The organism is Xanthomonas arboricola pv. juglandis, from assembly GCF_905367715.1.
GTDB lineage: Bacteria > Pseudomonadota > Gammaproteobacteria > Xanthomonadales > Xanthomonadaceae > Xanthomonas > Xanthomonas arboricola.
Genome location: NZ_HG999362.1, coordinates 2,395,903 through 2,420,060, shown reverse-complemented (window position 1 = coordinate 2,420,060; position 24,158 = coordinate 2,395,903). Strand labels below are relative to the sequence as shown.

Genomic DNA, 24,158 nt, shown 5'->3' with positions numbered 1-24,158 from the left:
TTTGTGGCCGCAGATCTCCTTCGCCCGAGATTTGGCGCGAACGCGCAGCACGCTTTCCTGGCGCGGGTTTTTTGACGCGGCCCGCCGGCATGGAAATTGCATTACCCCAGCTCGTGAGCGAAACGGGTTGCTGCCGCTAAAGTCCTGGCGGATGCGGCCGATACCCGTCTCGTAATCCCATGCGTCCATCCTTGCTTGGACGCCCAGACGAGGAATGCAACATGGCATCGGTGATCAGCACTTCCGGCTCCGGTCTGGACATCCCAACTGTGGTGTCCACCCTGGTTTCCCGGCAGAAAGACCCGGAGCAGGCGCGCATCAACAAGGCCGGGAGCGCCGCGACCACGCAGCTGTCGGCGATCAGCCAGATCAAGAGCAGCATGACCACGCTCAAGTCTGCGCTGGACAAGGTCATCAGCAGCGCCGACACCAACGCCTACAAGGCGACGGTACCGACCGATGCCGGCTTCACCGCCACCACCACCAGCTCGGCCGCGCCGGGCAACTATTCGGTGGAAGTGGTCTCGCTGGCCAGCGCGCAAAAGCTCGCCTCCGGCGCGTTCGTCGCCGATGCCACTGTCGGCAGCGGCACGCTGACGATCGGGTATGGCGAGAAAAAAATCACCGTGGACATCAGCGGCACCGACAAGCTCACCGACATCGCCGCCGCCATCAACAAGGCGGCCGGTGGCAAGGGCGTCACCGCCAGCGTGGTGACCGCCAACGACGGCCAGCACCTGGTGTTCAACGCGATCGACACCGGTACCAAGGGCGCATTGACCGTCAGCGCCAGCGACCCGAGCCTGAGCAGCCTCACCTATGGCCCCGGCGTCAGCGGCGGCCTGACCCAGTCCGTGGCCGCGACCGATGCGCTGGTGCGCGTGGACGGCTTCGAACGCACCTCCAGTTCCAACACCGTCACCGACATCGTGCCGGGCGTGGTGCTCAACCTCACCAAGGCCGCCGAAGGCACCAAGGTCACATTGGGCGTTGCGGCCGACACCAGCGGCCTCAAGGCCAATCTGACCGCGTACGCCGCCGCCTACAACACCGCCAACACCTTGCTGGCCAAGAGCAGCGCCTACGACCCCACCACCAAGACCGCCGCTGCGTTGACCGGCGACTCGCTGGTGCGCGGCCTGCAGCAGCAGCTGCGCGGCCAGGTCAGCGGCAACCTCACCGAACTCAAGTCGCTCGGCCTGACCATCGACAAGGATGGCGTGATGAGCTTCGATGGCGGCAAGTTCGACACCGCCATCGCCGCCGACGGCGGTGCCGCCGCCGAGGTGCTCGGCAAGGACAGCAAGTTCGGCTCGGCCATGACCAAGCTGCTCGACAGCAACGTCAACGCCAACAACGGCACCCTGACCCTGCGCTCGGACAGCCTGAACAAGCAGATCAAGGGCTACGAGGATGACCTGGATGACCTCGACGCGCGCATGACCAAGCTCAGCGATCGCTACACCGCGCAGTTCACCGCGATGGAAACCATGATCAGCAAGCTGCAGAGCAGCACCAGTTCGCTCAGCGGACTGCTGACGAGCTGATTTCCGTGATGAGGATCCTCAAGTCCCGCAATGGTCTTGCCGATACAAGAAGGGCCTATCGTGATTTCGGCCTTGCCTTCCGGCAGGAGCGTCGTCGCAGGAGCGCAGCGCTCCGGGACCAACGAAGGTCAGCCCATTGAGGAGTCATCCATGTACGGTTCCAATCGTCAGTATGCCGAGCAATACCGCAAGGTCGGCGTGTCCACCAGCGTGACCGAAGCCGACCCGCACAAGCTGGTGTCGCTGCTGTTCGCCGGCGCCTGCCAGCGCATCCGTCTGGCCCAGGCCTGCCTGGCGCAGGGCGACCAGGCGCGCAAGGGCAAGGCCATCGGCGAAGCCTGCGCGATCGTCGGTCACTTGAACGGCTCGCTCGATCACGAAGCCGGTGGCGAGATCGCTGGTAACCTGTCGGCGCTCTACGACTACGTGATGCAGCGGCTGACTGCCGCCAACCTGCACAACGACGAAACCGCGTTGACCGAAGCGCTGGATCTGCTCAGCGAAATCGACTCGGCGTGGAATTCCATTCCCCTGGACCAACGCGGCCTTTCCGCCGCTTCGTGAGTCATACCATGCATAGCGCGCAGAGCCTTCAAGCCGAAATTGCCGACATCCGCCTGGCCATGGCGCAGGAGGAATTCGAGGTGATGCCGTTCATGCTGGATGCCCACGATCTGCACCTGCGCGAGTACGCGCAGCAGGCGGACCTGAGTCAGGACCGCGACGCGTTGCAGACGCTGCAGGCGATGCAGCAGGACCTGATGCGGATGATGCTCGAGCGTCGACGCAAGCTGCTGGATCTGATCCGCGCGCAGCGCACGTCCTCTACGGCCAGCCGCGCCTACGCACGGATCGGACGGATCTGATGTCCGCGCTCGGCACACTCGCGCCATCGGCCGATGCCGCGCTGTTCGCCGACACGCTCAGCTGCGAAGTGCGCCTGCCGGCCGGCTTCCGTGCCGGCAGCGACGCCGGCTCGCACAGCGCCGCAGAAACCCTGCTGCGCAGCCTGGGCCAGGTGGAAGACCTGCGCAGCGAAGACACCAGCGAAGACCGTGGCGAGCTGCCGCTGCTGGTGCAGCGCATGGACGCCAAGCTCGACCTGATGCTGGCCCTGATCGGCCGCCTGGTGCAAAAAGGCGACACCGGACTGATCCAGGCGAACGTGCACTGGTCGGTGCGCGGAATCCGCCTGAGCTGCGCAAGCAGCCACCCGCCGGGCACCCTGGGCAGCGTTTGCCTGCAACCCTCCGACTGGCTTCCTGAACTGGTACAGCTTCCTGCCGAGGTCCTGGCAAGCGCAAGCGATGGCCACGATCACTGGCTATGGCTGCGGTTTGCGCCGCTTTCCCCAGGCTTGCAGGAGGCGCTGGAACGTCATCTGTTCCGTCTGCATCGCCGTCAGATCGCCGACGCCCGCCGCCAGCGCTGATAGCGCCTGTTGGCGCGGGGCGCCGGGTCGGCTAAGGTGCCCTTTACTGAAAAAAGGTCTCTTCTGCGCCGTGCGAGTCATCATCGTCGACGATCACACCCTTGTCCGTGCCGGCCTGTCCAGGCTGCTGCAAACCTTCGCCGGCATCGATGTCGTGGGTGAGGCCAGCAATGCACAGCAAGCCCTGGACATGACATCCCTGCACCGGCCTGATCTGGTGTTGATGGATCTGTCCCTGCCCGGCCGCAGCGGCCTGGATGCCATGACCGATGTGTTGCGCGCGGCGCCGCGCACGCATGTGGTGATGATGTCGATGCACGACGACCCGGTGCACGTGCGCGATGCACTCGATCGCGGTGCGGTCGGCTTCGTGGTCAAGGATGCGGCGCCGCTCGAGCTGGAATTGGCATTGCGTGCAGCGGCGGCGGGCCAGGTGTTCCTGAGCCCGCAGATTTCGTCCAAGATGATCGCGCCGATGCTGGGCCGCGAAAAACCGGTCGGTATCGCCGCCTTGTCGCCGCGCCAGCGCGAGATCCTGCGCGAGATCGGCCGCGGCCAGAGCAACAAGGAAATCGCCGCCGACCTCGGCATCAGCGTCAAGACGGTGGAGACCCATCGCGCGCGCATGATGGAGTCGCTCGGTTGCCGGCGTGCCAACGACCTGGTGTTGCTGGCCGCCAAGCATCACAACGAACTGGTCTGAGCAAACCGCTGCGCCGACCGAAAATGGCCGCCAGCGACGAAAACAGTGACGGGATTCCGGCGGGCACGCTTGAGTCCGTATTGAACGTCAGGGAATTCCCCACACCCTGTCAGGAAAATCACGAATTGCCTCACGCGATTCCCTGATTAGAAACCCGTCGCCTTGTCCTGCAAGATGCGTTCCATCGCTGCCACGTGCGGCGCCTTCCGGAAGCGCTTCGATGAAGACGACCATTTCCGCCCAGCTTGGCCAGCAACTGCACCTGACCCCGCAGTTGCTGCAGTCGATCCGTCTGTTGCAATTGGACGGCATGCAGTTGGAACTGGAAATCCGTCGCGCGCTGGAAACCAACCCGCTGCTGGAACTGGAAGAACTGGCCGACAGCGACGCTGTCGCGACCAGCGACGATGGCGCTTCCGATGTCGCCGCCTTCGACGAACTGCCGGAAAGCACGATGTGGGACGTGCAGAGCAGCAGCTGGAACGGCGACGACGACGACCGCATGCAGCGCGTGGCAGCCGGCGAATCCACCGACCCGCACGTGCGCATCCTGCGCGATCTGGCGCTGGACCTGGACGAGGCCGCATTGGGGGCCGCCGCGTTCTGGCTGGAGCAGACCGACGACGCCGGCTACCTGAGCGAGGCCCTGGCGACGCTGCAGCAGCTTGGCGCCACCCGTCTTGGTATGACCATGCAGGCAGTGGAAGCGGTCCGTCAGCGCCTGCTGCACGGCGACCCGGCCGGCCTGGCCGCCTGCGACCTGCGCGAGTGCCTGCAGGCCCAGCTGGGCGCCCTGCCCGGCCGCGTGCCGGCGCGCCATCTGGCCGCGCGCATCCTTGCCGGCGACCTGGACCTGCTGGCCAGCCACGACTATCCGGTGCTGGCACGCGCACACGATGCCGAAGTGGACGATGTGCGCGAAGCGGTACGGCTGATCCTGTCGCTCCAGCCGCGCCCCGGCGATGACCTGTTGCAGGAGAGCAACGCCAGTGTGATTCCCGACGTGCTCGCCTGGCATGCCGATGGCAGCTGGCGGGTGGCCTTGAACCCGGCCACCACCCATCGGGTGAGTATCAACCCGGTGCATGAGCGCGCACTGGCCGAGGCCGGCGACGCCGCCCAGCCGCTGCGCGACATGCTGCAGGAAGCGCGCTGGCTGACCCGCGGCCTGTCGATGCGCTACGAGACCCTGCTGCGCGCCACGCGCGCCATCGTCGAACGCCAGGCCACCTTCCTGGTGCGCGGCGAAGAAGCGATGGCACCGCTGACGCTGAAGGAAATTGCCGATGAGATCGGCATGCACGAATCGACGATTTCGCGCATTACCACCGGCAAATACATCCAGACCCCGCGCGGCACCTTCGAGCTCAAGCACTTCTTTGCCGTGCGCCTGGAAGGCGCCAGCGTTTCAGGCCAGGCGGTCAAGGCGATGGTGCGGCGACTGATCGAAAGCGAGCCGGCCGGGCGGCCGCTGGCCGACGAAGCCATCGCCGGGCTGTTGTCGCGCCAGGGCGTTAATATTGCCCGTCGCACTGTGGCCAAGTACCGCGAACAACTCGACATCGCCCCGGCACGCGAGCGCCGCCGCATCAACAAACCGCTGCTTGCCCGGGCAGGATAAGGATTACTATGAGCAAACTCACCGTGCTGCTGGTCGACGACCACGAGGGCTTCATCAACGCTGCGATGCGTCATTTTCGCAAAGTGGAGTGGCTCGATATCGTGGGCAGTGCCGCCAATGGACTGGAAGCGATCGAGCGCTCTGAGTCGCTGCGCCCCAATGTCGTGCTGATGGACCTGGCCATGCCGGAGATGGGCGGGCTGCAGGCAACGCGTCTGATCAAGACGCAGGACGATCCGCCGTATATTGTCATCGCGAGCCACTTCGACGATGCAGAGCATCGTGAACATGCTCTTCGCGCGGGTGCTGACAATTTTGTTAGCAAGCTGTCCTATATCCAGGAAGTCATGCCAATCCTGGAGGGCCTGACGGAAGGAGCCAGGAATGAGTGAGTCCCGCATTCTGTTGATCGACAGCGATGCCGTGCGCGCCGAGCGCACGGTCTCGCTGCTCGAGTTCATGGACTTCAATCCCCGCTGGGTCACTGACGGCGCTGACATCAATCCTGGCCGCCATCGCCACGACGAATGGATGGCGGTGATGGTGGGCTCGGCGCAGGACGCTGCACAGGCCGACAAGTTCTTCGACTGGCTGGCCGATGCCAAGCTGCCGCCACCGGTGCTGCTGATGGAAGGCAGCCCGAGCGCGTTTGCGCAGGCCCATGGCCTGCACGAAGCCAATGTCTGGACGCTGGACACCCCGCTGCGGCATACGCAGCTGGAAGCCCTGCTGCGCCGTGCCAGCCTCAAACGCCTGGACGCCGAGCACCAGGCCGGCGTGCAGCAGGACACCGGCCCGACCGGCAACAGCGAGGCGGTGACCCGCTTGCGCCGCTTGATCGACCAGGTGGCTGCCTTCGACACCACGGTGCTGGTGCTGGGCGAATCGGGCACCGGCAAGGAGGTCGTCGCGCGCGCCATCCACCAGCATTCGCCACGGCGCGACGGGCCGTTCGTGGCGATCAACTGCGGCGCGATCCCGCCGGATCTGCTGGAAAGCGAGCTGTTCGGTCACGAAAAAGGCGCCTTCACCGGCGCGCTGAGCACCCGCAAGGGCCGCTTCGAAATGGCCGAGGGCGGCACCCTGCTGCTGGACGAGATCGGCGACATGAGCCTGCCGATGCAGGTCAAGCTGCTGCGCGTGCTGCAGGAGCGCAGCTTCGAGCGCGTCGGTGGTGGCCAGACCATCCGTTGCAACGTGCGCGTGATCGCCGCGACCCACCGCAACCTTGAAACCCGCATCAGCGACGGCCAGTTCCGCGAGGACCTGTTCTATCGTCTCAACGTATTCCCGATCGAGATGCCGGCGCTGCGCGAACGTGTCGACGACCTGGCCATGCTGGTGCAGACCATTGCCGGGCAGCTGGCACGCACTGGACGCGGCGAAGTGCGCTTTGCCGACGAAGCCCTGCAGGCGCTGCGCAGCTACGACTGGCCGGGTAACGTGCGCGAGCTGACCAACCTGGTCGAGCGCCTGGCGGTGCTGCATCCGGGCGGACTGGTGCGCGTGCAGGACCTGCCGGCGCGCTACCGCGGTGATTTTGCCGCGGCCGTGCCGGTCGAGCTTGCGCCTGAGCCGGCGCTGGTTGCCGCCCCCGTCGAGGACATCGCGCTGCCGGGCAATGTGGTGACCCTGCCATCCACGCCAGCCGATGCCGAGCCGGCGACCAGCTCCAGCCTGCCCGACGATGGCATCGACCTGCGTGGCCACATGGCCAACATCGAGCTGGCACTGATCAACGAGGCGCTGGAACGCACCCAGGGCGTGGTGGCGCATGCAGCGCAGCTGCTCGGCCTGCGCCGCACCACGCTGGTGGAAAAGCTGCGCAAGTACGGCATCGATCGCGAGCAGACCGAGCTGGCGAACTGAGCGGGCCGGCATCCCGGCCCGGCTTGCTGGCATAGCGCTTGCTTCAGCAGGATTGCCCCGTCCGCAGCCGCCGGCTGCGGCGGAATCCCGACATTCACCAGCACCTGCCGAGGCATTGATGCCCATCCCTGTCACCAGTCCGCTGCTGCCGCCGCTGGAAGAATTTCTGCCCTATCTGGAGCAGATCTGGTCCAGCCGCATTCTCAGCAATGGCGGTGACATGCATCACGCGCTCGAACGCGCGTTGTGCGAGTACCTGGGTGTGCCGCACCTGGCCTTGCTGACCAACGGCACCACCGCGTTGATCACCGCGCTGCAGGCGCTGCGCATCACTGGGGAAGTGATCACCACGCCCTACTCGTTCGTGGCCACTGCGCATTCGCTGCTGTGGAAAAGCATCACGCCGGTGTTTGTGGATATCGACCCGGTGACGCTCAACATGGATCCGTCCAAGATCGAAGCGGCCATCACCCCGCAGACCACCGCCATCATGCCGGTGCATTGCTACGGCACCGCCTGCGATACCGCTGCGATCACGCGCATCGCCGACATCTACAACCTCAAGGTGATCTACGACGCGGCGCATGCCTTCGGCGTGCGCGATGAGGGTGGCTCGATCCTGCGCCATGGCGACCTGAGCGTGTTGAGCTTCCATGCCACCAAGGTGTTCAACACCTTCGAAGGTGGCGCCATCGTCTGCCCGGACGAAAGAACCTATCAGCGCATCGGGCATCTGAAGAATTTCGGCTTCGTCGATGAGACCACGGTGGTGGCGCCGGGCATCAACGGCAAGATGAATGAGATCAGCGCGGCCTTCGGCTTGCTGCAGCTCAAGCACATCGATCACGCCATCGCCCAGCGCAGCGCCATCGATGCGCAGTATCGGCAACGATTGAGCGATGTTCGCGGCGTGCGCTGCGTGGCACGGCCCGATCACGCCAATGCCAACTACGCATACTTTCCGATCCTGGTGCAGGACGACTACCCACTGTCGCGCGATGCGCTGTACCAATTGATGCGCGAGCACGGCATCCTGGTGCGGCGGTACTTCTATCCGTTGATCAGCGATTTCCCGATGTATCGCGCCCTGCCCTCCTCGGCGCCGGCATGGCTGCAGGTCGCGCGCTCGGTGGCCGCACAGGTACTGTGTCTGCCGATCTTTCCTGGCCTGACCCGCGACCAGGTCGATACCATTGCCGATCTGATCGCCGGCGCACACGCAACATGATCGCAACACGCTGCACCTGCATTTCAGACTCCCATCTCTTCAACAGGCAACCAGGCGAGCTCGCATGACCCAGGCAACATTTATCGAGAACTTCCTCTCCGCCACCGACTTCCAGGAGCCGGTGGAGGTCACCATGGACACCGCACTGGCCGACTTGCCTGAGTGGGATTCGCTCTCCGCGTTGGGGGTAATCGTCATGTTCGACGTGGATTACGGAAAGGTCATTACCGGCGAAGATCTCAAGAACTGCGCCACCTTAAACGATCTTCACAAACTGCTGGGGTAAAGCCATGGGACTGTCCACTCTTAGCAATGTCCGTTTTGCGGGCATGGCGAGTTGCGTGCCCAAGCGGATCATTTCCAACCTGACCGATTGCCCGCCGAAGATGCGCTCAGAACGCGAGCGTCTGGTGCGTAACATCGGCATCGAGTTTCGTCGCATTTGCCCAAGCTGGCAGACATTTTCCGATTTGGCGCTCATCTCTGCGGAAAAGCTGCTTGCAGAGCTGCAATGGGATAAGGAAGAAATCGATGCACTGATTGTCGTGACGCAATCACCCGACTACCCCATCCCGGCCACGGCCATCATCATGCAGCACCGGCTGCAATTGCCGCAGACCGCTATCGCCTTTGATGTCAATCTCGGCTGTTCCGGCTATCCCTTTGGCCTACACCTGGTGGGAAGCATGATTGCGGCGGGCACCATCAAAAAGGCGCTTCTGCTGGTCGGCGACCGCTCGGCCACGCTTCTGGACCCATTGTTCTCCGACGCGGGCACCGCCACGGCGCTGGAGTTCGACAAGAATGCACCACCCATGCATTTCGATTTGAACAGCGACGGTAGCGGCTACCGAGCCATCATGTTGCCCATAGGCGGACATCGTGAGCCTTACGGCCCCCAACATATCTCTCCTACACGTGACGAGAACGGTGTGCTGCATTGGCCGGGTGAACTCATTCTGGATGGCCCTGCCGTATTGAGTTTCTCGACCCAGCGAGTACCTCCAGCGGTGGAAAGATTGCTTGAGTATTCTGGTGTTGATAAGGACAGCGTTGATTTTTTCGTTTTCCATCAGGCCAACAAGATGATCAACGAAACCATCCGCAAGAAGTTGGCGCTGCCGACGGAGAAAGTTCCGTCAACCTTGCGAGACTTCGGCAATACCAGTGGCGCCTCCCTGCCCGTCACCATGACCGTCCGCCTGAACGATACGCTGATCAATGCCAAGCACCGACTGTTGCTTGCCGGCTTCGGTATCGGCTTGTCGTGGGGCACGGCGATCGTGGACGTCGAAAACGCGGCTTTTCCGGCACTGATCGAAGCATGAACGCCGAGCGTGATCCGTTTTCCCTAGAAGGCAAGCGCGTCCTGGTGACTGGTGCTTCATCGGGTATTGGTCGTCAAATTGCAATCACTTGCTCACAGATGGGAGCGAGCGTTGTCATCACCGGACGCAACACCGAGCGCTTGCAAGCCACATTCAACCAACTGGACGGCCAAGGCCACACGCAAGTGGTGGCGGACTTGGCGGTACAGGAGGGTATTGACCACGTGGTGGCTGCGAGCGGTGTCATCAACGGCTTGGCGCACGCAGCTGGCATGTCCAAGCTGACCCCCTTTCGAATGATCGGTCAAGCGCACCTGGACGAGACATTTGCAAGCAACACCTACGCACCCATGCTACTGACGCGAGGCCTATTGGCGAAGAAGCAGATCGCGCCGGGCGGATCCCTGCTATTCATTGCCTCAATTGCCTCGCATATCGGCCCACTGGCAAGCAGCGCATACGCTGCCAGCAAAAGCGCCCTGCTGGGCATGATGCGCTCGCTTGGCATGGAAGTAGCAAAGCAAGGCATGCGCGCCAACTGCATTGCACCGGGTTATGTACGCACTCCCTTGCTGGATGGCTTGCAGGGAAGCGGCGGCAATATGGACAGCCTGTTTGAATTGACGCCACTTGGCATGGGCGAGCCGGAAGACGTGGCTTATGCAGCAGTGTTCTATCTTTCCGATGCCAGCCGCTGGATCACGCGCAACCACTTCATTCTTGATGGCGGTTTTTCTGTACCGATGGACATCTACGCATGACCAACGCGGCGCAACGCGCTTTTTCACTGGATGGCAAGACCATTTTGGTCACAGGCGCTTCATCGGGCATCGGCAGGCAAATCGCTGTTTCCTGCGCGCGGCGTGGGGCGCGCCTGGTCATCACCGGGCGGGATGCAGAACGCCTGCAGGAAACCTACAACTTGTTGAATGGCCAAGGCCACGTTCAAGTGCTGGCCGACCTGACCGAAGCCGAAGGCCGTGAACGACTAGTACAGGGCATTTCCAGCCTAGATGGCTTGGTCCACTGCGCTGGCAGGCAGCGCTTGAGCCCTATCAGGCAGTTGACCGAGAAGCTCATGACCGATGTCTATGCGGTAAATTTCCTGGCCCCTGTCATGCTCACCCAGCGGCTGTTGCAGGCCAACGCTCTTGCGCCTCAAAGTTCCATCGTCTTCATGCTTTCCACTGCGGCCCATATCGGCACACCCGGGGTAGGACCGTATTCGGCCATGAAGTCAGCCCTGCTCGGCATCATTCGCTGCCTTTCCATGGAGCAGGCCAAACGCAAGATACGGGTCAATGGCATGTCTCCCTCTGCGGTCATAACGCCCATTTGGGACGCAACCCATCTGGAAGCACAGCGAAAACGCCACCCGCTCGGTTTGGGCACCTCAGAGGACGTAGCGAACGCTGCGATCTATCTCTTGTCCGATGCCAGCCGCTGGGTAACCGGGACCAGTTTGGTAATGGACGGTGGGTCTGTCCTATGACCTATTCCGTGCTCATCGTCGGGGCAGGCGGCTGGGGCCGGGAGGTTCTTGAGCAAATGCAAGGTGATATTGCACATCGCAAGGAATGGGAAGTCACCGGATTCCTGGACAGCCGCGAGCATATTCTCGATGGCTTCGATACCGGGGTACCCATCGTCGGTGACCCTTTGACATACGTGCCGCGTGGCAACGAGGCTTTTGTCTGCGCGCAAGGCGACCCATTGGAACGGCATAAATACATTCAACCGCTGCTTGCAAAGGGGGCCGCGTTCATCCCAATCTGCACCGAGGCGCACCTCAGTCGCCGCGTGCGTCTGGGCACAGGTTGCTTTCTCGGCAACCAGGTACACGTTGGCCCCGATGTGTGGATCGGGGATTTTGCCAATCTGCTCACTTGGTCGGTGATTGGACACGATGTCCGCATTGGCAATTATGCTCATGTGGGTGCACAGGTTTTCATGGGAGGCGGTGTGCAGATAGGCGACTTCGCAGTCGTGCACCCACGTGCCACCCTAGTACCTGGCGTCAAGGTAGGTGAGCACGCTGTCGTCGGCACCGGTGCGGTCGTGCTGAAGGATGTGCCGGCAGGCGCCACGGTGTTTGGCAATCCGGCCAAGATCGTATTCCACAAGAACATCAAGATGGACTGATCCATGCGCTCCAGGATGCACCCCAAGTATTACTTGTCGCAGGAAATCTTTGACTGCGAACAGCGCAAGATCTTCCGTAGGGTCTGGTTGTTCGCAGGACTCAAAACGCTGCTGAAGGATCACAATTGCTTTATCACACGCAAGATCGCGGGTGTTCCTCTGGTGATCCAGAACTTCCACGGGCAAATCCGTGCGTTCGAGAACGTCTGCCTCCACCGCAGTGCACTGATTCAAACCGCTGCTCTCGGTTGCCGGCCTTTGGTGTGCCCCTACCACGCCTGGAGTTACGACGAACAAGGCCGGGTAAAGAACATCCCGGACTGCGATGCGATCTACCACCTGGACAATAGTGAAAAGGCCAACTTGAAGCTGCGCGAATTCTCGCTGCGCGCCATCGGCAACCTGTTGTTCGTCAACCTCGATCCAGACCCCATGCCAATCGAGGAGCAGTTTTCGGCAGACTTCATCGCCTTACTGGAAAGTAGTTCCAACGCCTATGACACTGAGGTCATGGTGACCACATGGCATGGCCGGTACAACTGGAAGCTGGCCTACGAGAATCTGCGGGACGCCAACCACCCGCGCTTTGTCCACCCCAAGACCCTGGCCAAAAGCGTCAACTTCACTCCCCAGGTAAACGAGGAACAAGCCAAGGAGTCCATGGAGGCCTTGCAGGACACGTCGCCCGTAGCGCTGAGGCGCGAGATGCGCCGCTTCAGTTTCGGCGGCCCGGAAGCCACCATCCCCAACCTTAAGCATTTCGGCTGGCACGCTAAAGTGGAACGCTGGGGCAAGCAGGACGCCTACTTTAACTGGCTTGCCTTCCCGAATTTGCATATCGCCAGCGCCAACGGGGGCTATTCCTTCACTCTGGAACACCACATCCCCGTCGCACCGGACCGGACCGACCTGGAAATCTATTGGTTCAGCGCGCGCAAGAAACAGCCTTACGGTTCTTCCAGCCAAGTGTTGCTTGCGCAGATGCACGGCAGCAAGGTGGTAGTGGGAGAAGACGTGGACATCATGGAGCGGGTGCAGGCGGCACTGCATATAGACGCCCCGCTACCCACCCAGGGAGCCTATGAATCAATGAATCGCCTGGTTGAGCGCTGGTACACGGTGCTGATGGAGACCGAACATGAGATCTAGGTGGATCATCGGCGGCAGCGAATACCTCGATCTGGCCTTTCATGCCTGGAAGCACGCGCGTCAGGACGAGACGGTCATCAGGATCGATGTACCACAGGACTCGGAACACGAATTCGATCTGGACGTGCTGGATGGACTGAATCCGACCGACGGGGCCATGTTCGTGGCTTTCGACGAACGCTTCGGCAACTTCAAGCGCATGGAACTGATGCAGGCAGCGATGGAGCGTGGCTTCAAGCTCGAACCCTTCATCCACCCGAGCGCAGCCATCGGCTCTGACACGGCCATTGGTCTCAACGCATTCGTGGGTGCCAATGCTGTCGTTGGGCACGGGTGCAGGATCGACTACAACACCGTCATCCACGCCGGCACGCACCTGGGACCCGCATGCCGCGTTAAATCGTCATGCTGGATAGAGAATGGTGTGCAAATCGGCGCGGGCGTCGAGATCGGCGGCAACAGCATCTTGCGTACCGGCGCCATCGTGCGCGCAGGCATCAAGGTGGGCCGAAGCTGCGAACTTGGCTGGCCACGTGTCTACTGCGAGGACGTGCTGGCCAAGACCTATTTCCACGCCCGCTACGACACTCCAATCCATGTTTATGAAGCCTGAGCCGGGGACCAATCATGCAAACCGCTATCCAATTCAAACTAAATATTGACCCGCAGGCATCGGAAGAGACGTTTCAGGTCGCCGCCGAGGGCCTGACTGGTGATCCGATGTTCGGTATTCCCGAGGACGTTCGCCACCTCATTGCCAAATTTGGCGACGAAGTCAAGGTGATCGTTTTAGGAACCGGGGGGTTCGGCGCGCACTTGCTGAACCTGAAGCAGGACCGGCACTGCAATGTGATCGCCTCGGTGGACGACTTCCGCTATCACTCCGGTGCGCTGTATTACGGCACTCCGATCATCTCGACGGACAGGTTCATCGAACTGGCCAAGTCTGGCGACATCATCGCCCTCAACACCTGCCGATATGACGGACCCAAGCGATTTTTTGACCAGGTCTGCAGGCAGCACGGGATTGCTCATATCAACTTTGAACAGGCCGTTCGCGCTTTCGGTCTACAGGGGCGTGTAGATTTCCGGGTGGACGATTGGGGACGGGAGATCGTGCGCAACATTCCCAGGTTTCAGCGCCTGGCAGAACGCTTTTCCGATGCCTATTCGGCACAAACCCTGTTCTCTGTCCTCAACTTCCACCTGACCTGTGACCCCGAGTACTACCACGAAATCGAACGCCCCTACACCACGTTGTACTTCCGCTCCGGCCTGCTGCAATTCGGTAGCGGAGAAAAGATGGTTGATTGCGGCGCCTCGATTGGCGAGTCGCTCGCAGGCCTGATTGGCGCCACCAAAGGCCAATTCTCGCGTTCTTGGATGATTGAACCCGATCGGATCAACGTCGGCACACTCAAGAACGTACTGCGCCGCTACGAAGGCACAGCTCTGGCGTCCAGAATCAGTCTGCATGACTGCGGCGTAGGCCAGACAACAGGCAGGGTCCCATTCAATCATGAGGGTGGCCACGGCGGCTTCGTCAAGCCTTCGAGTGAGGATTGCGAACCGGCAGACATGATCGACGTATGTTGCATCGACGATGTCATCGACGATGCACCCACCTTCATCAAAATGGACATCGAGGGGTCGGAGCTTTCGGCACTGAAAGGTGCGCAGAATGCGATTGTTCAGTGCAAGCCCAAGATGGCGATCTCCGCCTACCACAGAGCTACCGACCTGCTAGATCTAAGCGATTTTGCCCTATCTCTGAACCCGGATTACAGGATCGGCCTGCGCCATCACACGCCGGATCGCTGGGATACCTGCCTTTATTTTTATTAACGCTCTGCCTTAAAAATGAGCGGATCGATGACTGACCCAAGCAAGATTTTCCTTTTCAACTCAGCCCTTCCTGAATCCCTGGAAATGTCGGATTTCCTGAAAGGCATGGGGCCGTCCCAAGACAATGTCAGAGGCCAGAATATAGGAAACGGCTATATCGCCTACGGCTTTTTGAAAGCGCTGTTCGGGCGCCCGGTGAAAGTTGACCACATCTCTAACGCGCTTGAGGCAAAGCTCTCCGATCAACTTGCAGAAGAGATCAACCAAAAATATTCGCATCTTGTCTGGACGATGAAGGATGACATCCGGGAGGACTTCTCGGGCCTCCCTATTGAGAGAATCACGCACTTTCTTGAAAAAATCACGATCCCGATCGTGCCGGTGAGCCTTTGCGCGAACTCATTCAACGGCTACGACCCGAACCTGGCCGAGCGCCTCAGCCCCAATCAAAAGCGAAATTTCTCCCTTCTCTCTGAAAAGTCCAAGCTAATTGGTGTTCGCGGAAATTATTCCGCCGAGATCCTGAATAGCCTTGGCATAAAGAACGTCAGAGTGATTGGCTGCCCGAGCTATTTCGAGAACGGACCCACCCGGGATCTGCAAAAAAAGCCGTGGGATGCGGACAAGGTCATCACTACGGCCACATTCTTCAATTCCGGGCTGCCGAGGACATCCCATCTGCTGCAGGATGAATTGTATTTCATCAACTTGCTCTATCTTGAAAAAGCGCTGCCATCGACCCGCAACATCACAGCGCAACCTTTCAATCTCAACGAAATACCCACGTCCTTCCAACTATTGGCCAAGGCCATGGCTGGACGGCTGGAATTTTTCTCTGATTACAGCCGATGGGCCACGTTCTTCAAAAGCAACAACCATTGCCTCACGATTGGAACCCGACTTCACTCCGGAATTCTCTCGATTAATAGCGGCGTCCCCGCCATTGTGACCAACCCGGATTCCAGGGCCAGGGAAACTTGCGAATACCTCCGCATCCCTTATGACCCTACCATTCACAGCCGAAGCAACATCCGTGAAGTTTTCGAGAACCTCGACCTCTCTGAAATGAACGACGCTTACCCGGTTTTGCACAAGGAATTTCTTGATTTTCTCGACGCAGTCGGCCTTGTTCCTTGCACTGTGCCTCATGACAAACCCTGCTTTGAATTTCCGGATCTAAAGAAAAGCACTAGCCCCTCGGTTGCAGCTGAGCTACATGAAGCCTACACCGAACTCGTAGAGAATCTGGACCGCGAAGTCGTTGTTCGGAGAGAGCATGGCGGAGAGATGTCTCGGCGCTTGGTAGATAAATTCCAACTCCTTAGACGGCGCTATCCAGGGCTGACGCGCAAGGAGTATTTGGATTATCTCAGCCGATCTACGGGTAAAGCCACGTGAAATCGAATCTAGTCAGCATCGTCATGCCGACCTACAAGCCACGCTATTTCGCGCAGGCGCTGGATAGCGTTTTGGCGCAAACCTAAGCAGCGTTGCAGCTGGTGATCTGTGACGCCGATGCCCCTGCCGCCATTGAGGCGGTGGTAGCGTCCAAGTTGCTGGTAGCGCCCTCCCCCCGTTCGCTACCAGCAACCAGATAAGCATTAAAGAGTAAGGTCATACCGATTTCCGGCAGCGCGTAGACAAGCTGGGCTAGCAGCGCACCAGCTTGGAAAATCGCCCCTCTGAATGAGGAATGCTGGTCTTCACAAACTAACAGCCTTTACAAATTCTGACGTCAGTAATAAGTACCACCGGCAGTAACGAATCCCGCTGCATTTCCCGGAAAGACATTTGGACCTTTTCCGTTAATCCAAATCACTCCATTTGTGTATATTTGATATCGCTGACCCGTGGCCGCCCCGGAGAATGTAAATACGTTGTCACCGCCATTTATGCTGCCAACGCGACCAACGTTAGTAAAGGCAGTAAAAGCCGGCGTACCTGTCAGTGCAACGGTAATGCTACCAATAATTAGCTGACCACCATCATACACCCCATAGTGGTAAATACCACCTCCAGTGATACTGTAGTTACCGTTGACGTAGCAGACGCCATTGGAAATTGCGACGATTTGGAAACCGGTCATTGCTGCAAACACGTGACCACCTAGGAAACTGCACAACGCTCTATTACTAATCAATATGCCATTTACTGTACCTCCGCCGCCAAAAGTGAAACCGGACACCGAAACCCTGCTACCCTCACTAACCGTGAGGAGGTATCCTGCTGTGTTACGCCAAATAGCAGATGTGCTACCTACAAGTCTTACGATGCCACCTGCCACACTGCCCATCACAACATTTTCCACGTAATTTCCGTCTGCAACATTGATAATTGCTGCATATCCACACAATGAGTAGCGCGTTCGAACCACATTCACAGCACGCTGGATGGTCTGAAACGCAGTCGCAGCGCTTAATCCATCGTTTGAATCACTACCGGTGGTGGAGACATACAAAGACAAATCCTGAGTCAAGGCAATGGCGTAAGTGGCATAGCTGTTTGCACTAGTACCCATCGCGAACCGACCTTCATCAATGATGAAATACGGCTCGCTGGCAGCGAGTTCACCAGCTGTGGCAGCAGCATCAAATTGCGCACGCGTTCCGCGTTTCACATAAATATTGGCACCTGATATTGAATCAGACATGGTGTTAAATTCCGTGGATTTATAGTTCAAAATAAATGATATTAAAAATTTTTGGCACTATCGCTCTAATTGAAGTGTGAGATTTTTTCATGCCAATACCCCGTTAGTGGACATTATATATAAATGGAAAAATTCAACGGAAAATTGTTCCTTCTTCAATTTATCATTGACCTAATTCTATTATTGGGAACCAGTCCTCAGTTGAAGATTCGCCTCGACACAGCATCCGTGCATATGCGCATTACAGGCTTTGCTGAACTCAGCACCTCGCGCAGGCGATCAAAGCACGAGTACTTCAAGCAACGGACCGCTCTGGCTCCGCTGCCTGTATACGCTTAGTTGCCGAATCCTCGACAATGCGATGAGTCCCAAACCTCCAATCCTCCAATCCTCGAACACGGTCCGCTCTGCATGACTTCTACCACTCTGGTCAGCATCGTCATGCCGACCTACAAGCCACGCTATTTCGCGCAGGCGCTGGACAGCGTGCTGGCGCAGACTTATACGGCGCTGGAGCTGGTGATCTGCGACGACAACGGCGATGGCGCCATCGAGGCCGTGCTGGCGTCGAGGCTGGCTGACGCCCCATTTCCGATCCGCTACCACCGCAATACCCCCCGCCTCGGCGAACTCGGCAGCACGGTCAAGGGGATCGGCCTGGCGCAGGGCGAGTACGTCAAGTTCCTGCACGACGACGACGTGCTGCAGCCGGACTGCGTCGCGCAGCTGGTCGGCGCAATGGAGCGCAACCCCGGCACCGCGCTGGCGTCCTCGCGCCGGCTGCGGATCGACGACGACGGCGCCCCATTGCCGGACATCCTGGCCACCAGCCTCCCGTTTGCCGAGGATGTGCTGATCGATGGGCCGGAGCTGGTGTCGTTCCTGGCCGACCATGCCATCAACTTCATCGGCGAGCCGAGTTGCGTGCTTGCACGGCGCGACGACCTGGTGGCGCTGGGTGGCGAGCTGATGATGTTGAACGGCAAAGCCATCCATTGGGTTGGCGACCTGGCGATCTATGTCAAGCTGCTGCGTCACGGCAACCTGGCCCTGCTGTCCAGCCCGCTCACGCAGTTTCGTGTCTCCAGCGCGCAGTTCAGTCAGGCCGGCCGCGATCAGCCCGGCATCGGCGACCAGGGGCATGAGGACTTTCGCGAGGGCATCCGCCAACTCGGCTGGCGACGCGAGAGCGGCGACAATCGCCAGGTGCGTGTCGCCCCGCTCAGCCCGCACAAGGCGCGGGTGTTCAAGTCGGTGGATCTGGTCAACGCCTTGATGCAGAGCGCAGGAATGGCCGAGCGCGTGTCGCCGGCCACCTGGTTGGGGGTGCGTCATCCCAGCACCGTGCAGCGCGCCTTGATCGATGCGCGCCTGCAGGCGCATGCGGGCGGCCCGCGGATCGCAGTAACCGTGGTCGACAGCGACGGCGATGCGGCGGCGGTAGCCGCAACCCAGGCCAGCCTGGCGGCGGTGGCGTGTTATCGGAACCAGCAGACCTGGGTGATCAGCAGCTCGCCGGAGCAAGCTGCCAACCACGGCGAGCGCGGCGTGTTGATCGGCCCGCAAGGCCTGGCAGCGACACTCAACCAAGCCATCGCCGCACAGCAGTCCATCGACTGGGTGCTGCTGGTCCAGGCCGGCAGCCTGTTCACCGCCAGCGGCCTGCTGATGCTGGCGCTGGAGATGCTCGCGCTGCCGGACACGTGTCAGGCCATCTACGCCGATGAAGTGGTCGCGCTGGACGGCGGTCAGCTGGGGCTGGCGATGCGGCCGGCGCTGTATCTGGACATGTTGCTGAGTTCACCGTCGACGATGTCGCGGCATTGGCTGTTCCGGCACCAGACGCTGGTGGCCGATGGCGGCTTTGCAACAGAAACGAGCGACGCCTTCGAACTGGATTACCAGCTTGGGCTGGTCGAGCGTTATGGCCTGGCCTGCATCCAGCACATCGCCGAACCCTTGCTGGTGGCATCGGCCACCACGCGGCATGGCGACCAAGACGAGCAGCGCGCCATCAGCCGCCATCTTGCCGCGCGCGGGTACGTGGACGCGGTGGTGAGTAGCAACGGGCCCGGCCGGCACGCGGTGGATTACCGGCACGCACAGCAACCATTGGTCAGCATCCTGGTGCTGGTGGATGGACGCCTGGCGCAGGTGCAGCGCTGCCTGGAAAGCGTGCTCGCCAACACCGGTTATCCGCACTACGAGCTGCTGTTGCTGGATCGCGGCGACAGCGCCGAGCCGGGGTTGCGCGACTGGCTGGCGGGCATCGACAACCTCGGCCTGCAGCAGATCCGCGTGCTGCGCTTCGACGGTGCGCCCTCGCGCGAGGCGGCCTGCAATGCGGCGGCCGAGCAGGCACGTGGGGAGGTGTTGCTGTGGTTGGCGGCCGGCGCCGCAGCGATCAAGGCCGATTGGCTGGCGCAGCTGCTCAACCACGCGCTGCGCCCGGAGGTCGGCGCGGTGGCCGGCAAGCTGCTGCGCGGCGACGGCACCGTGCATCACGCCGGCCTGCTGCTGGGCCTGGGGGCACCAGCGGCGCGCGCCTTTGCAGGTGCGGCGTTCGACGAATCGGGCTATCTGCAGCGCCTGCAACTGGATCAGAACTACAGCGCGCTCAGTGGCGAATGCCTGATGCTGCCGCGCCAGCTGTTTCTGGACGCCGGCGGCTTTGCGCAGGAACCGGCATTGGCGCAATGGAGCGATGTCGATCTATGTCTGCGCCTGCAGCAGGCCGGCTATCTCAACGTCTACGCCGCGCGCGCGCAGTTGCTGATCGACCCGCCCGACGCGACGCCCGCCACTGCACTCGACGAAGAAGCGATGTATGCGCGTTGGCTGCCGTTGATGGCCAACGACCCGGCCTACAACCCGGGCTTCTCGCTGGATCCCGGCGCCGGCTTCCAGCTGGCCGACCCGCGCGCCAGTTGGCGGCCGCTGCAGTCGTGGCGACCGCTGCCGACGATGATCGCCCTGCCCGCCGATATCGAAGGCTGCGGCCACTACCGGGTAATCCAGCCGCTGCGCGCCCTGCGCGAAGCCGGCATGGTCGAAGGCGTGCTGTTCAACGGCTATCTGGAGATCAGCGAGCTGGCACGCCAGGATCCCGACGTGGTGATCCTGCAACGCCAGGTCGGCGAGCCGCGACTGGAAGCGATGCGGCGCATGCAGGCGCTGTCGCGCGCGTTCAAGGTCTACGAGCTGGACGACTACCTGCCCAACCTGCCGCTGAAGAACGCGCATCGCGAGCACATGCCCAAGGACATCCTCAAGACCGTGCGGCGCGGGCTGGGCATGGTGGATCGCTTCGTGGTGTCCACCCCTGCCCTGGCCGAGACGTTCGCCGGGTTGCATGGCGATATCCGCGTGGCCGAAAACCGCCTGCCACCGCATTGGTGGGAGCACCTGCCCGCACGCAGCGAACGCAGGCAACGCCAGGGTGGCAAGCCACGCATCGGCTGGGCCGGCGGCGTCAGTCACACCGGCGACCTGGAACTGATCGCCGATGTGGTGCGCGAGCTGGCCGACGAGGTCGAATGGGTATTCATGGGGATGTACCCGTTCGCGTTGCGCCAGCACATCCATCAGTTCCAGCCTGGCGTGCCGATCGATCATTACCCGGCCGCACTGGCGGCGCTGGATCTGGATCTGGCGCTGGCGCCGGTGGAACAGAACCTGTTCAACGAGTGCAAGAGCAATCTGCGCCTGCTCGAATACGGCGCCTGCGGCTATCCGGTGATCGCCAGCGATGTGCGCTGCTACCAGGGCAACCTGCCGGTGACCCTGGTGAAAAACCGCTACCGTGACTGGATCGGCGCGATCCGCGAGCATCTGGCCGACCCGGCCGCTTCGGCGGCAAAGGGCGCGGCCTTGCGTGACGTGGTGCGCCGCGACTGGATGCTGACCGGAAGCAATCTTGATCGCTGGCGCGAGGCGTGGTTGCCGGATTAGTGGATCGAGGCCGCGGCGCGGGCTCCGGCTCCGGGCATGGTGTCATCAGGCCAAGCAAAGCCGGCCCGATTCAATCGGCTTGCAGCGACACTGATGTGGAGTCGTAGCGTCGTTTGGCCCCTTCAAACGCTGAGTCGGTCGAGGGCGCGGTGCCCTCACCCTTCGCGGGAGACGCCGTGAATCCGTCCGTGGAGGCTCGGTGGCGGCATCCATGCCGCCACACGGTCCCGCAATTGGCGAGGACACCGCACCGGGAAGTTGGTCGGTGGCCAGGTAGAAAAACACGCTTATTGCGAGGCATTGAGACGCCGAGAGGTCAATCGATTGCTTGTTGGACGTCCGGCCGTTGCTCAGCTTGTGACGGGAAAATTGTCGGACACAAGGTGATCCGGACGATGCACGTCATGGCCTGCTTGCAACCACACACCGACCCTCTCGATGGGCCCTTGCCCGCCCAGCGCCGGACCCATCCGCAGCTGACTTAAAGCCCCTCCCCGTCCCCAGCGCCGGAATCCCGGCGCAGTTTCGGCACGCCGCTTGCATTGGTGTGGATGCCTCCCTGGCTGACCGCACCCATGAGCGACTCCGTTACCTCCATCCTCTCGCAGATCCGCAGCTACCAAACGCAGATGGGCCAAGGCCCGATGGGCGCGGTGGGCGATGCGGCGCGCGGCAATCAGATCCAGGGGCTGGCCGGCACACAGGGAACACCGGCCACCCAGGCACCGAGCTTCAGCGAGACCTTGCGCGGCGCCATCGGCGGCGTCAACGAGGCCCAGCAGAAGTCCGGCGCGCTGGCCAAGGCCTTCGAAATGGGCGACCCCAGTGCCGATCTGGCACGGGTCATGGTCGCCTCCCAGCAGTCCCAGGTGGCCTTCCGCGCCACCGTGGAAGTCCGCAACCGTCTCGTCCAGGCTTATCAGGACGTCATGAACATGCCGCTGTAAGGGTTGACGACACATGGCTCTCGCGATCACCAAAGAAAACATGAACCAGAACGCCGAAAAGGCGGGGCAATGGTTCGACCGTGTCCGCAGCCTGCAGATCACCCGCAAGCTGACCATGATGGCGATGATCGCCGTGGCGGTGGCGGCCGGTCTGGCAGTGTTCTTCTGGTCGCAGAAGCCCGGTTACCAGTCGCTGTACACCGGCCTGGACGACAAGGGCAATGCCGAAGCGGCCGACCTGCTGCGCACCGCGCAGATTCCGTTCAAGATCGATCAGGACACCGGCGCCATCTCGGTGCCGCAGGACCGTCTGTACGACGCCCGCCTGAAGCTGGCCGGCTCCGGCCTGACCGGCAAGGAAACCGGCGGCGGCTTCGAGCTGATGGAAAAGGATCCCGGCTTCGGCGTCAGCCAGTTCGTCGAAAACGCCCGCTACCAGCACGCCCTGGAAACCGAGCTGTCGCGCACCATCGGCACCCTGCGCCCGGTGCGCGAGGCCCGTGTGCATCTGGCCATTCCCAAGCCCAGCGCCTTCACCCGCCAGCGTGACGTGGCCAGCGCCTCGGTGGTGCTGGAGCTGCGCGGCGGCCAGGGCCTGGAGCGCAACCAGGTCGATGCCATCGTCAACCTGGTCGCCTCCAGCATCCCGGACATGACCCCCGAGCGCGTCACCGTGGTCGACCAGAGCGGCCGCATGCTCTCCATCGCCGATCCCAACAGCGACGCCGCCCAGCATGCCGCCCAGTTCGAACAGGTGCGTCGCCAGGAAAGCTCCTACAACCAGCGTATCCGCGAGCTGCTCGAGCCGATGACCGGCCCGGGCCGGGTCAACCCGGAAGTCAGCGTGGACATGGACTTTTCGGTGGTCGAGGAAGCCCGCGAACTCTACAACGGCGAACCGGCCAAGCTGCGCAGCGAACAGGTCAGCGACACCAGCACCAGCGCCACCGGCCCGCAGGGCCCCCCGGGCGCCACCAGCAACAGCCCCGGCCAACCGCCGGCGCCGGCCGCAAACGCCACTGCCGGCGCACCGGGCACCCCGGCCGCTGCCAATGGCCAGGCCGCCGCACCGGCCGCGCCGACCGAAAGTTCCAAGAGCGCCACCCGCAATTACGAATTGGACCGGACCTTGCAACACACCCGCCAGCCGGCCGGCCGCATCAAGCGGGTGTCGGTGGCGGTGCTGCTGGACAACGTCCCGCGCCCCGGTGCCAAGGGCAAGATGGTCGAGCAGCCGCTGACGGCCGCCGAGCTGACCCGCATCGAGGGCCTGGTCAAGCAGGCGGTAGGCTTCGACGCGGCCCGTGGCGACACGGTGTCGGTGATGAACGCCCCGTTCGTGCGCGAAGCGGTGGCTGGCGAGGAAGGCCCGAAGTGGTGGGAAGACCCGCGCGTGCAGAACGGTCTGCGCCTGCTGGTCGGTGCGGTGGTGGTGCTGGCGCTGCTGTTCGGCGTGGTGCGCCCCACCCTGCGCCAGCTCACCGGCGTGACCGCAATCAAGGAAAAGCAGGCCAAGGGCGGCAACGATGGCACTCCGCAGAGCGCCGACGTGCGGATGGTCGATGATGACGACCTGATGCCGCGCCTGGAAGAGGACACCGCCCAGCTCGGTCAGGACCGCAAGAACCCGATCGCGCTGCCGGACGCCTACGAAGAACGCATGCGTCTTGCACGCGAAGCAGTCAAAGCCGATTCAAAACGTGTCGCACAAGTCGTGAAGGGATGGGTCGCCAGTGAAGCCTGATA

At 61.7% G+C, this 24,158-nt stretch carries 22 protein-coding genes; 21 read left to right on the top strand and 1 reads right to left on the bottom strand.

The window, feature by feature from the left end; genetic code table 11:
- The first annotated feature begins 221 nt into the window (after nucleotides 1-221).
- From fliD to KHN93_RS10465, 18 genes are all read left to right on the top strand, one after another.
- Nucleotides 222-1,547, top strand: a complete 1,326-nt coding sequence (gene fliD / locus KHN93_RS10550) for a flagellar filament capping protein FliD (protein ID WP_065049301.1) — start codon at nucleotides 222-224, stop codon at nucleotides 1,545-1,547.
- A gap of 150 nt (nucleotides 1,548-1,697) precedes the next feature.
- Nucleotides 1,698-2,111: a flagellar export chaperone FliS gene (gene fliS, locus KHN93_RS10545; protein WP_024939606.1), complete on the top strand. Its 414-nt coding sequence runs from the start codon at nucleotides 1,698-1,700 to the stop codon at nucleotides 2,109-2,111.
- Between the two features lie 8 nt (nucleotides 2,112-2,119).
- On the top strand, nucleotides 2,120-2,413 hold the full coding sequence (locus tag KHN93_RS10540; protein WP_039521493.1) for a hypothetical protein: 294 nt from the start codon (nucleotides 2,120-2,122) through the stop codon (nucleotides 2,411-2,413).
- Nucleotides 2,413-2,979, top strand: a complete 567-nt coding sequence (locus KHN93_RS10535; protein ID WP_212579547.1) for a PilZ domain-containing protein — start codon at nucleotides 2,413-2,415, stop codon at nucleotides 2,977-2,979. Before KHN93_RS10540 ends, KHN93_RS10535 begins: the two co-directional genes overlap by 1 nt.
- Nucleotides 2,980-3,049: 70 nt before the next feature.
- Nucleotides 3,050-3,682 carry a response regulator transcription factor gene (locus tag KHN93_RS10530; RefSeq protein ID WP_003482986.1) on the top strand — a complete coding sequence of 211 codons (633 nt, stop codon included), beginning with the start codon at nucleotides 3,050-3,052 and terminating at the stop codon, nucleotides 3,680-3,682.
- 220 nt (nucleotides 3,683-3,902) lie between these two features.
- The gene (rpoN, locus tag KHN93_RS10525; RefSeq protein ID WP_212579546.1) at nucleotides 3,903-5,303 is read left to right on the top strand and encodes an RNA polymerase factor sigma-54; all 1,401 of its coding nucleotides are present in this window, start codon (nucleotides 3,903-3,905) and stop codon (nucleotides 5,301-5,303) included.
- 8 nt (nucleotides 5,304-5,311) lie between these two features.
- Nucleotides 5,312-5,695, top strand: coding sequence for a response regulator (locus KHN93_RS10520; protein ID WP_016904817.1), 384 nt, complete (start codon nucleotides 5,312-5,314; stop codon nucleotides 5,693-5,695).
- Entirely contained in the window at nucleotides 5,688-7,172 is a 1,485-nt protein-coding gene (locus KHN93_RS10515; RefSeq protein ID WP_039515098.1) for a sigma-54 dependent transcriptional regulator, read from the top strand. The genes KHN93_RS10520 and KHN93_RS10515 overlap by 8 nt, the downstream gene beginning before the upstream one ends.
- 118 nt (nucleotides 7,173-7,290) lie before the next feature.
- Complete coding sequence (locus tag KHN93_RS10510) at nucleotides 7,291-8,400, top strand: DegT/DnrJ/EryC1/StrS family aminotransferase (protein ID WP_212579545.1); 1,110 nt, start codon at nucleotides 7,291-7,293, stop codon at nucleotides 8,398-8,400.
- Nucleotides 8,401-8,464: 64 nt separating this feature from the next.
- A complete protein-coding gene (locus KHN93_RS10505; RefSeq protein WP_008575943.1) occupies nucleotides 8,465-8,686 on the top strand; it encodes an acyl carrier protein in 222 nt (73 codons plus the stop codon).
- Between the two features lie 4 nt (nucleotides 8,687-8,690).
- On the top strand, nucleotides 8,691-9,728 hold the full coding sequence (locus KHN93_RS10500) for a ketoacyl-ACP synthase III (RefSeq protein WP_212579544.1): 1,038 nt from the start codon (nucleotides 8,691-8,693) through the stop codon (nucleotides 9,726-9,728).
- On the top strand, nucleotides 9,725-10,489 hold the full coding sequence (locus KHN93_RS10495; protein WP_055826828.1) for an SDR family NAD(P)-dependent oxidoreductase: 765 nt from the start codon (nucleotides 9,725-9,727) through the stop codon (nucleotides 10,487-10,489). The genes KHN93_RS10500 and KHN93_RS10495 overlap by 4 nt, the downstream gene beginning before the upstream one ends.
- Nucleotides 10,486-11,220, top strand: a complete 735-nt coding sequence (locus KHN93_RS10490; RefSeq protein ID WP_104553486.1) for an SDR family NAD(P)-dependent oxidoreductase — start codon at nucleotides 10,486-10,488, stop codon at nucleotides 11,218-11,220. The genes KHN93_RS10495 and KHN93_RS10490 overlap by 4 nt, the downstream gene beginning before the upstream one ends.
- Nucleotides 11,217-11,870 carry a NeuD/PglB/VioB family sugar acetyltransferase gene (locus KHN93_RS10485; protein WP_008575938.1) on the top strand — a complete coding sequence of 218 codons (654 nt, stop codon included), beginning with the start codon at nucleotides 11,217-11,219 and terminating at the stop codon, nucleotides 11,868-11,870. Before KHN93_RS10490 ends, KHN93_RS10485 begins: the two co-directional genes overlap by 4 nt.
- A gap of 3 nt (nucleotides 11,871-11,873) precedes the next feature.
- A complete protein-coding gene (locus KHN93_RS10480) occupies nucleotides 11,874-13,019 on the top strand; it encodes an aromatic ring-hydroxylating oxygenase subunit alpha (protein WP_104559332.1) in 1,146 nt (381 codons plus the stop codon).
- Nucleotides 13,009-13,632: an LbetaH domain-containing protein gene (locus tag KHN93_RS10475; RefSeq protein ID WP_212579543.1), complete on the top strand. Its 624-nt coding sequence runs from the start codon at nucleotides 13,009-13,011 to the stop codon at nucleotides 13,630-13,632. The genes KHN93_RS10480 and KHN93_RS10475 overlap by 11 nt, the downstream gene beginning before the upstream one ends.
- A 14-nt stretch (nucleotides 13,633-13,646) precedes the next feature.
- Nucleotides 13,647-14,864: an FkbM family methyltransferase gene (locus tag KHN93_RS10470; protein WP_104559330.1), complete on the top strand. Its 1,218-nt coding sequence runs from the start codon at nucleotides 13,647-13,649 to the stop codon at nucleotides 14,862-14,864.
- A 27-nt stretch (nucleotides 14,865-14,891) separates the two neighbouring features.
- Nucleotides 14,892-16,262 carry a polysaccharide pyruvyl transferase family protein gene (locus tag KHN93_RS10465; protein ID WP_104559722.1) on the top strand — a complete coding sequence of 457 codons (1,371 nt, stop codon included), beginning with the start codon at nucleotides 14,892-14,894 and terminating at the stop codon, nucleotides 16,260-16,262.
- Between the two features lie 337 nt (nucleotides 16,263-16,599).
- Here KHN93_RS10465 and KHN93_RS10455 read toward each other — a convergent pair whose 3' ends face one another.
- Entirely contained in the window at nucleotides 16,600-17,514 is a 915-nt protein-coding gene (locus KHN93_RS10455) for a hypothetical protein (RefSeq protein ID WP_146092500.1), read from the bottom strand.
- Between the two features lie 441 nt (nucleotides 17,515-17,955).
- On the opposite strand from KHN93_RS10455, the gene KHN93_RS10450 reads away from it, so the two are divergent.
- The 3 genes from KHN93_RS10450 to fliF all read left to right on the top strand — a co-directional run bounded on the left by KHN93_RS10450 (nucleotide 17,956) and on the right by fliF (nucleotide 24,156).
- Nucleotides 17,956-21,465 (top strand): glycosyltransferase, encoded by a 3,510-nt coding sequence (locus KHN93_RS10450; RefSeq protein WP_212579633.1) that lies wholly within the window; start codon nucleotides 17,956-17,958, stop codon nucleotides 21,463-21,465.
- 575 nt (nucleotides 21,466-22,040) lie between these two features.
- On the top strand, nucleotides 22,041-22,412 hold the full coding sequence (gene fliE / locus KHN93_RS10445; RefSeq protein WP_006449786.1) for a flagellar hook-basal body complex protein FliE: 372 nt from the start codon (nucleotides 22,041-22,043) through the stop codon (nucleotides 22,410-22,412).
- Nucleotides 22,413-22,425: 13 nt separating this feature from the next.
- Nucleotides 22,426-24,156 (top strand): flagellar basal-body MS-ring/collar protein FliF, encoded by a 1,731-nt coding sequence (fliF, locus tag KHN93_RS10440; protein ID WP_016904679.1) that lies wholly within the window; start codon nucleotides 22,426-22,428, stop codon nucleotides 24,154-24,156.
- The last annotated feature ends 2 nt before the right edge of the window (nucleotides 24,157-24,158 follow it).

Bases quoted from the DNA above. Each gene is read 5' to 3' on its own strand.
- fliD (WP_065049301.1), top strand. From the start codon at position 222: ATGGCATCGGTGATCAGCACTTCCGGCTCCGGTCTGGACATCCCAACT.
- fliS (WP_024939606.1), top strand. From the start codon at position 1,698: ATGTACGGTTCCAATCGTCAGTATGCCGAGCAATACCGCAAGGTCGGC.
- KHN93_RS10540 (WP_039521493.1), top strand. From the start codon at position 2,120: ATGCATAGCGCGCAGAGCCTTCAAGCCGAAATTGCCGACATCCGCCTG.
- KHN93_RS10535 (WP_212579547.1), top strand. From the start codon at position 2,413: ATGTCCGCGCTCGGCACACTCGCGCCATCGGCCGATGCCGCGCTGTTC.
- rpoN (WP_212579546.1), top strand. From the start codon at position 3,903: ATGAAGACGACCATTTCCGCCCAGCTTGGCCAGCAACTGCACCTGACC.
- KHN93_RS10520 (WP_016904817.1), top strand. From the start codon at position 5,312: ATGAGCAAACTCACCGTGCTGCTGGTCGACGACCACGAGGGCTTCATC.
- KHN93_RS10515 (WP_039515098.1), top strand. From the start codon at position 5,688: ATGAGTGAGTCCCGCATTCTGTTGATCGACAGCGATGCCGTGCGCGCC.
- KHN93_RS10510 (WP_212579545.1), top strand. From the start codon at position 7,291: ATGCCCATCCCTGTCACCAGTCCGCTGCTGCCGCCGCTGGAAGAATTT.
- KHN93_RS10505 (WP_008575943.1), top strand. From the start codon at position 8,465: ATGACCCAGGCAACATTTATCGAGAACTTCCTCTCCGCCACCGACTTC.
- KHN93_RS10500 (WP_212579544.1), top strand. From the start codon at position 8,691: ATGGGACTGTCCACTCTTAGCAATGTCCGTTTTGCGGGCATGGCGAGT.
- KHN93_RS10495 (WP_055826828.1), top strand. From the start codon at position 9,725: ATGAACGCCGAGCGTGATCCGTTTTCCCTAGAAGGCAAGCGCGTCCTG.
- KHN93_RS10490 (WP_104553486.1), top strand. From the start codon at position 10,486: ATGACCAACGCGGCGCAACGCGCTTTTTCACTGGATGGCAAGACCATT.
- KHN93_RS10485 (WP_008575938.1), top strand. From the start codon at position 11,217: ATGACCTATTCCGTGCTCATCGTCGGGGCAGGCGGCTGGGGCCGGGAG.
- KHN93_RS10480 (WP_104559332.1), top strand. From the start codon at position 11,874: ATGCGCTCCAGGATGCACCCCAAGTATTACTTGTCGCAGGAAATCTTT.
- KHN93_RS10475 (WP_212579543.1), top strand. From the start codon at position 13,009: ATGAGATCTAGGTGGATCATCGGCGGCAGCGAATACCTCGATCTGGCC.
- KHN93_RS10470 (WP_104559330.1), top strand. From the start codon at position 13,647: ATGCAAACCGCTATCCAATTCAAACTAAATATTGACCCGCAGGCATCG.
- KHN93_RS10465 (WP_104559722.1), top strand. From the start codon at position 14,892: ATGACTGACCCAAGCAAGATTTTCCTTTTCAACTCAGCCCTTCCTGAA.
- KHN93_RS10455 (WP_146092500.1), bottom strand. From the start codon at position 17,514: ATGTCTGATTCAATATCAGGTGCCAATATTTATGTGAAACGCGGAACG.
- KHN93_RS10450 (WP_212579633.1), top strand. From the start codon at position 17,956: ATGCCGACCTACAAGCCACGCTATTTCGCGCAGGCGCTGGACAGCGTG.
- fliE (WP_006449786.1), top strand. From the start codon at position 22,041: ATGAGCGACTCCGTTACCTCCATCCTCTCGCAGATCCGCAGCTACCAA.
- fliF (WP_016904679.1), top strand. From the start codon at position 22,426: ATGGCTCTCGCGATCACCAAAGAAAACATGAACCAGAACGCCGAAAAG.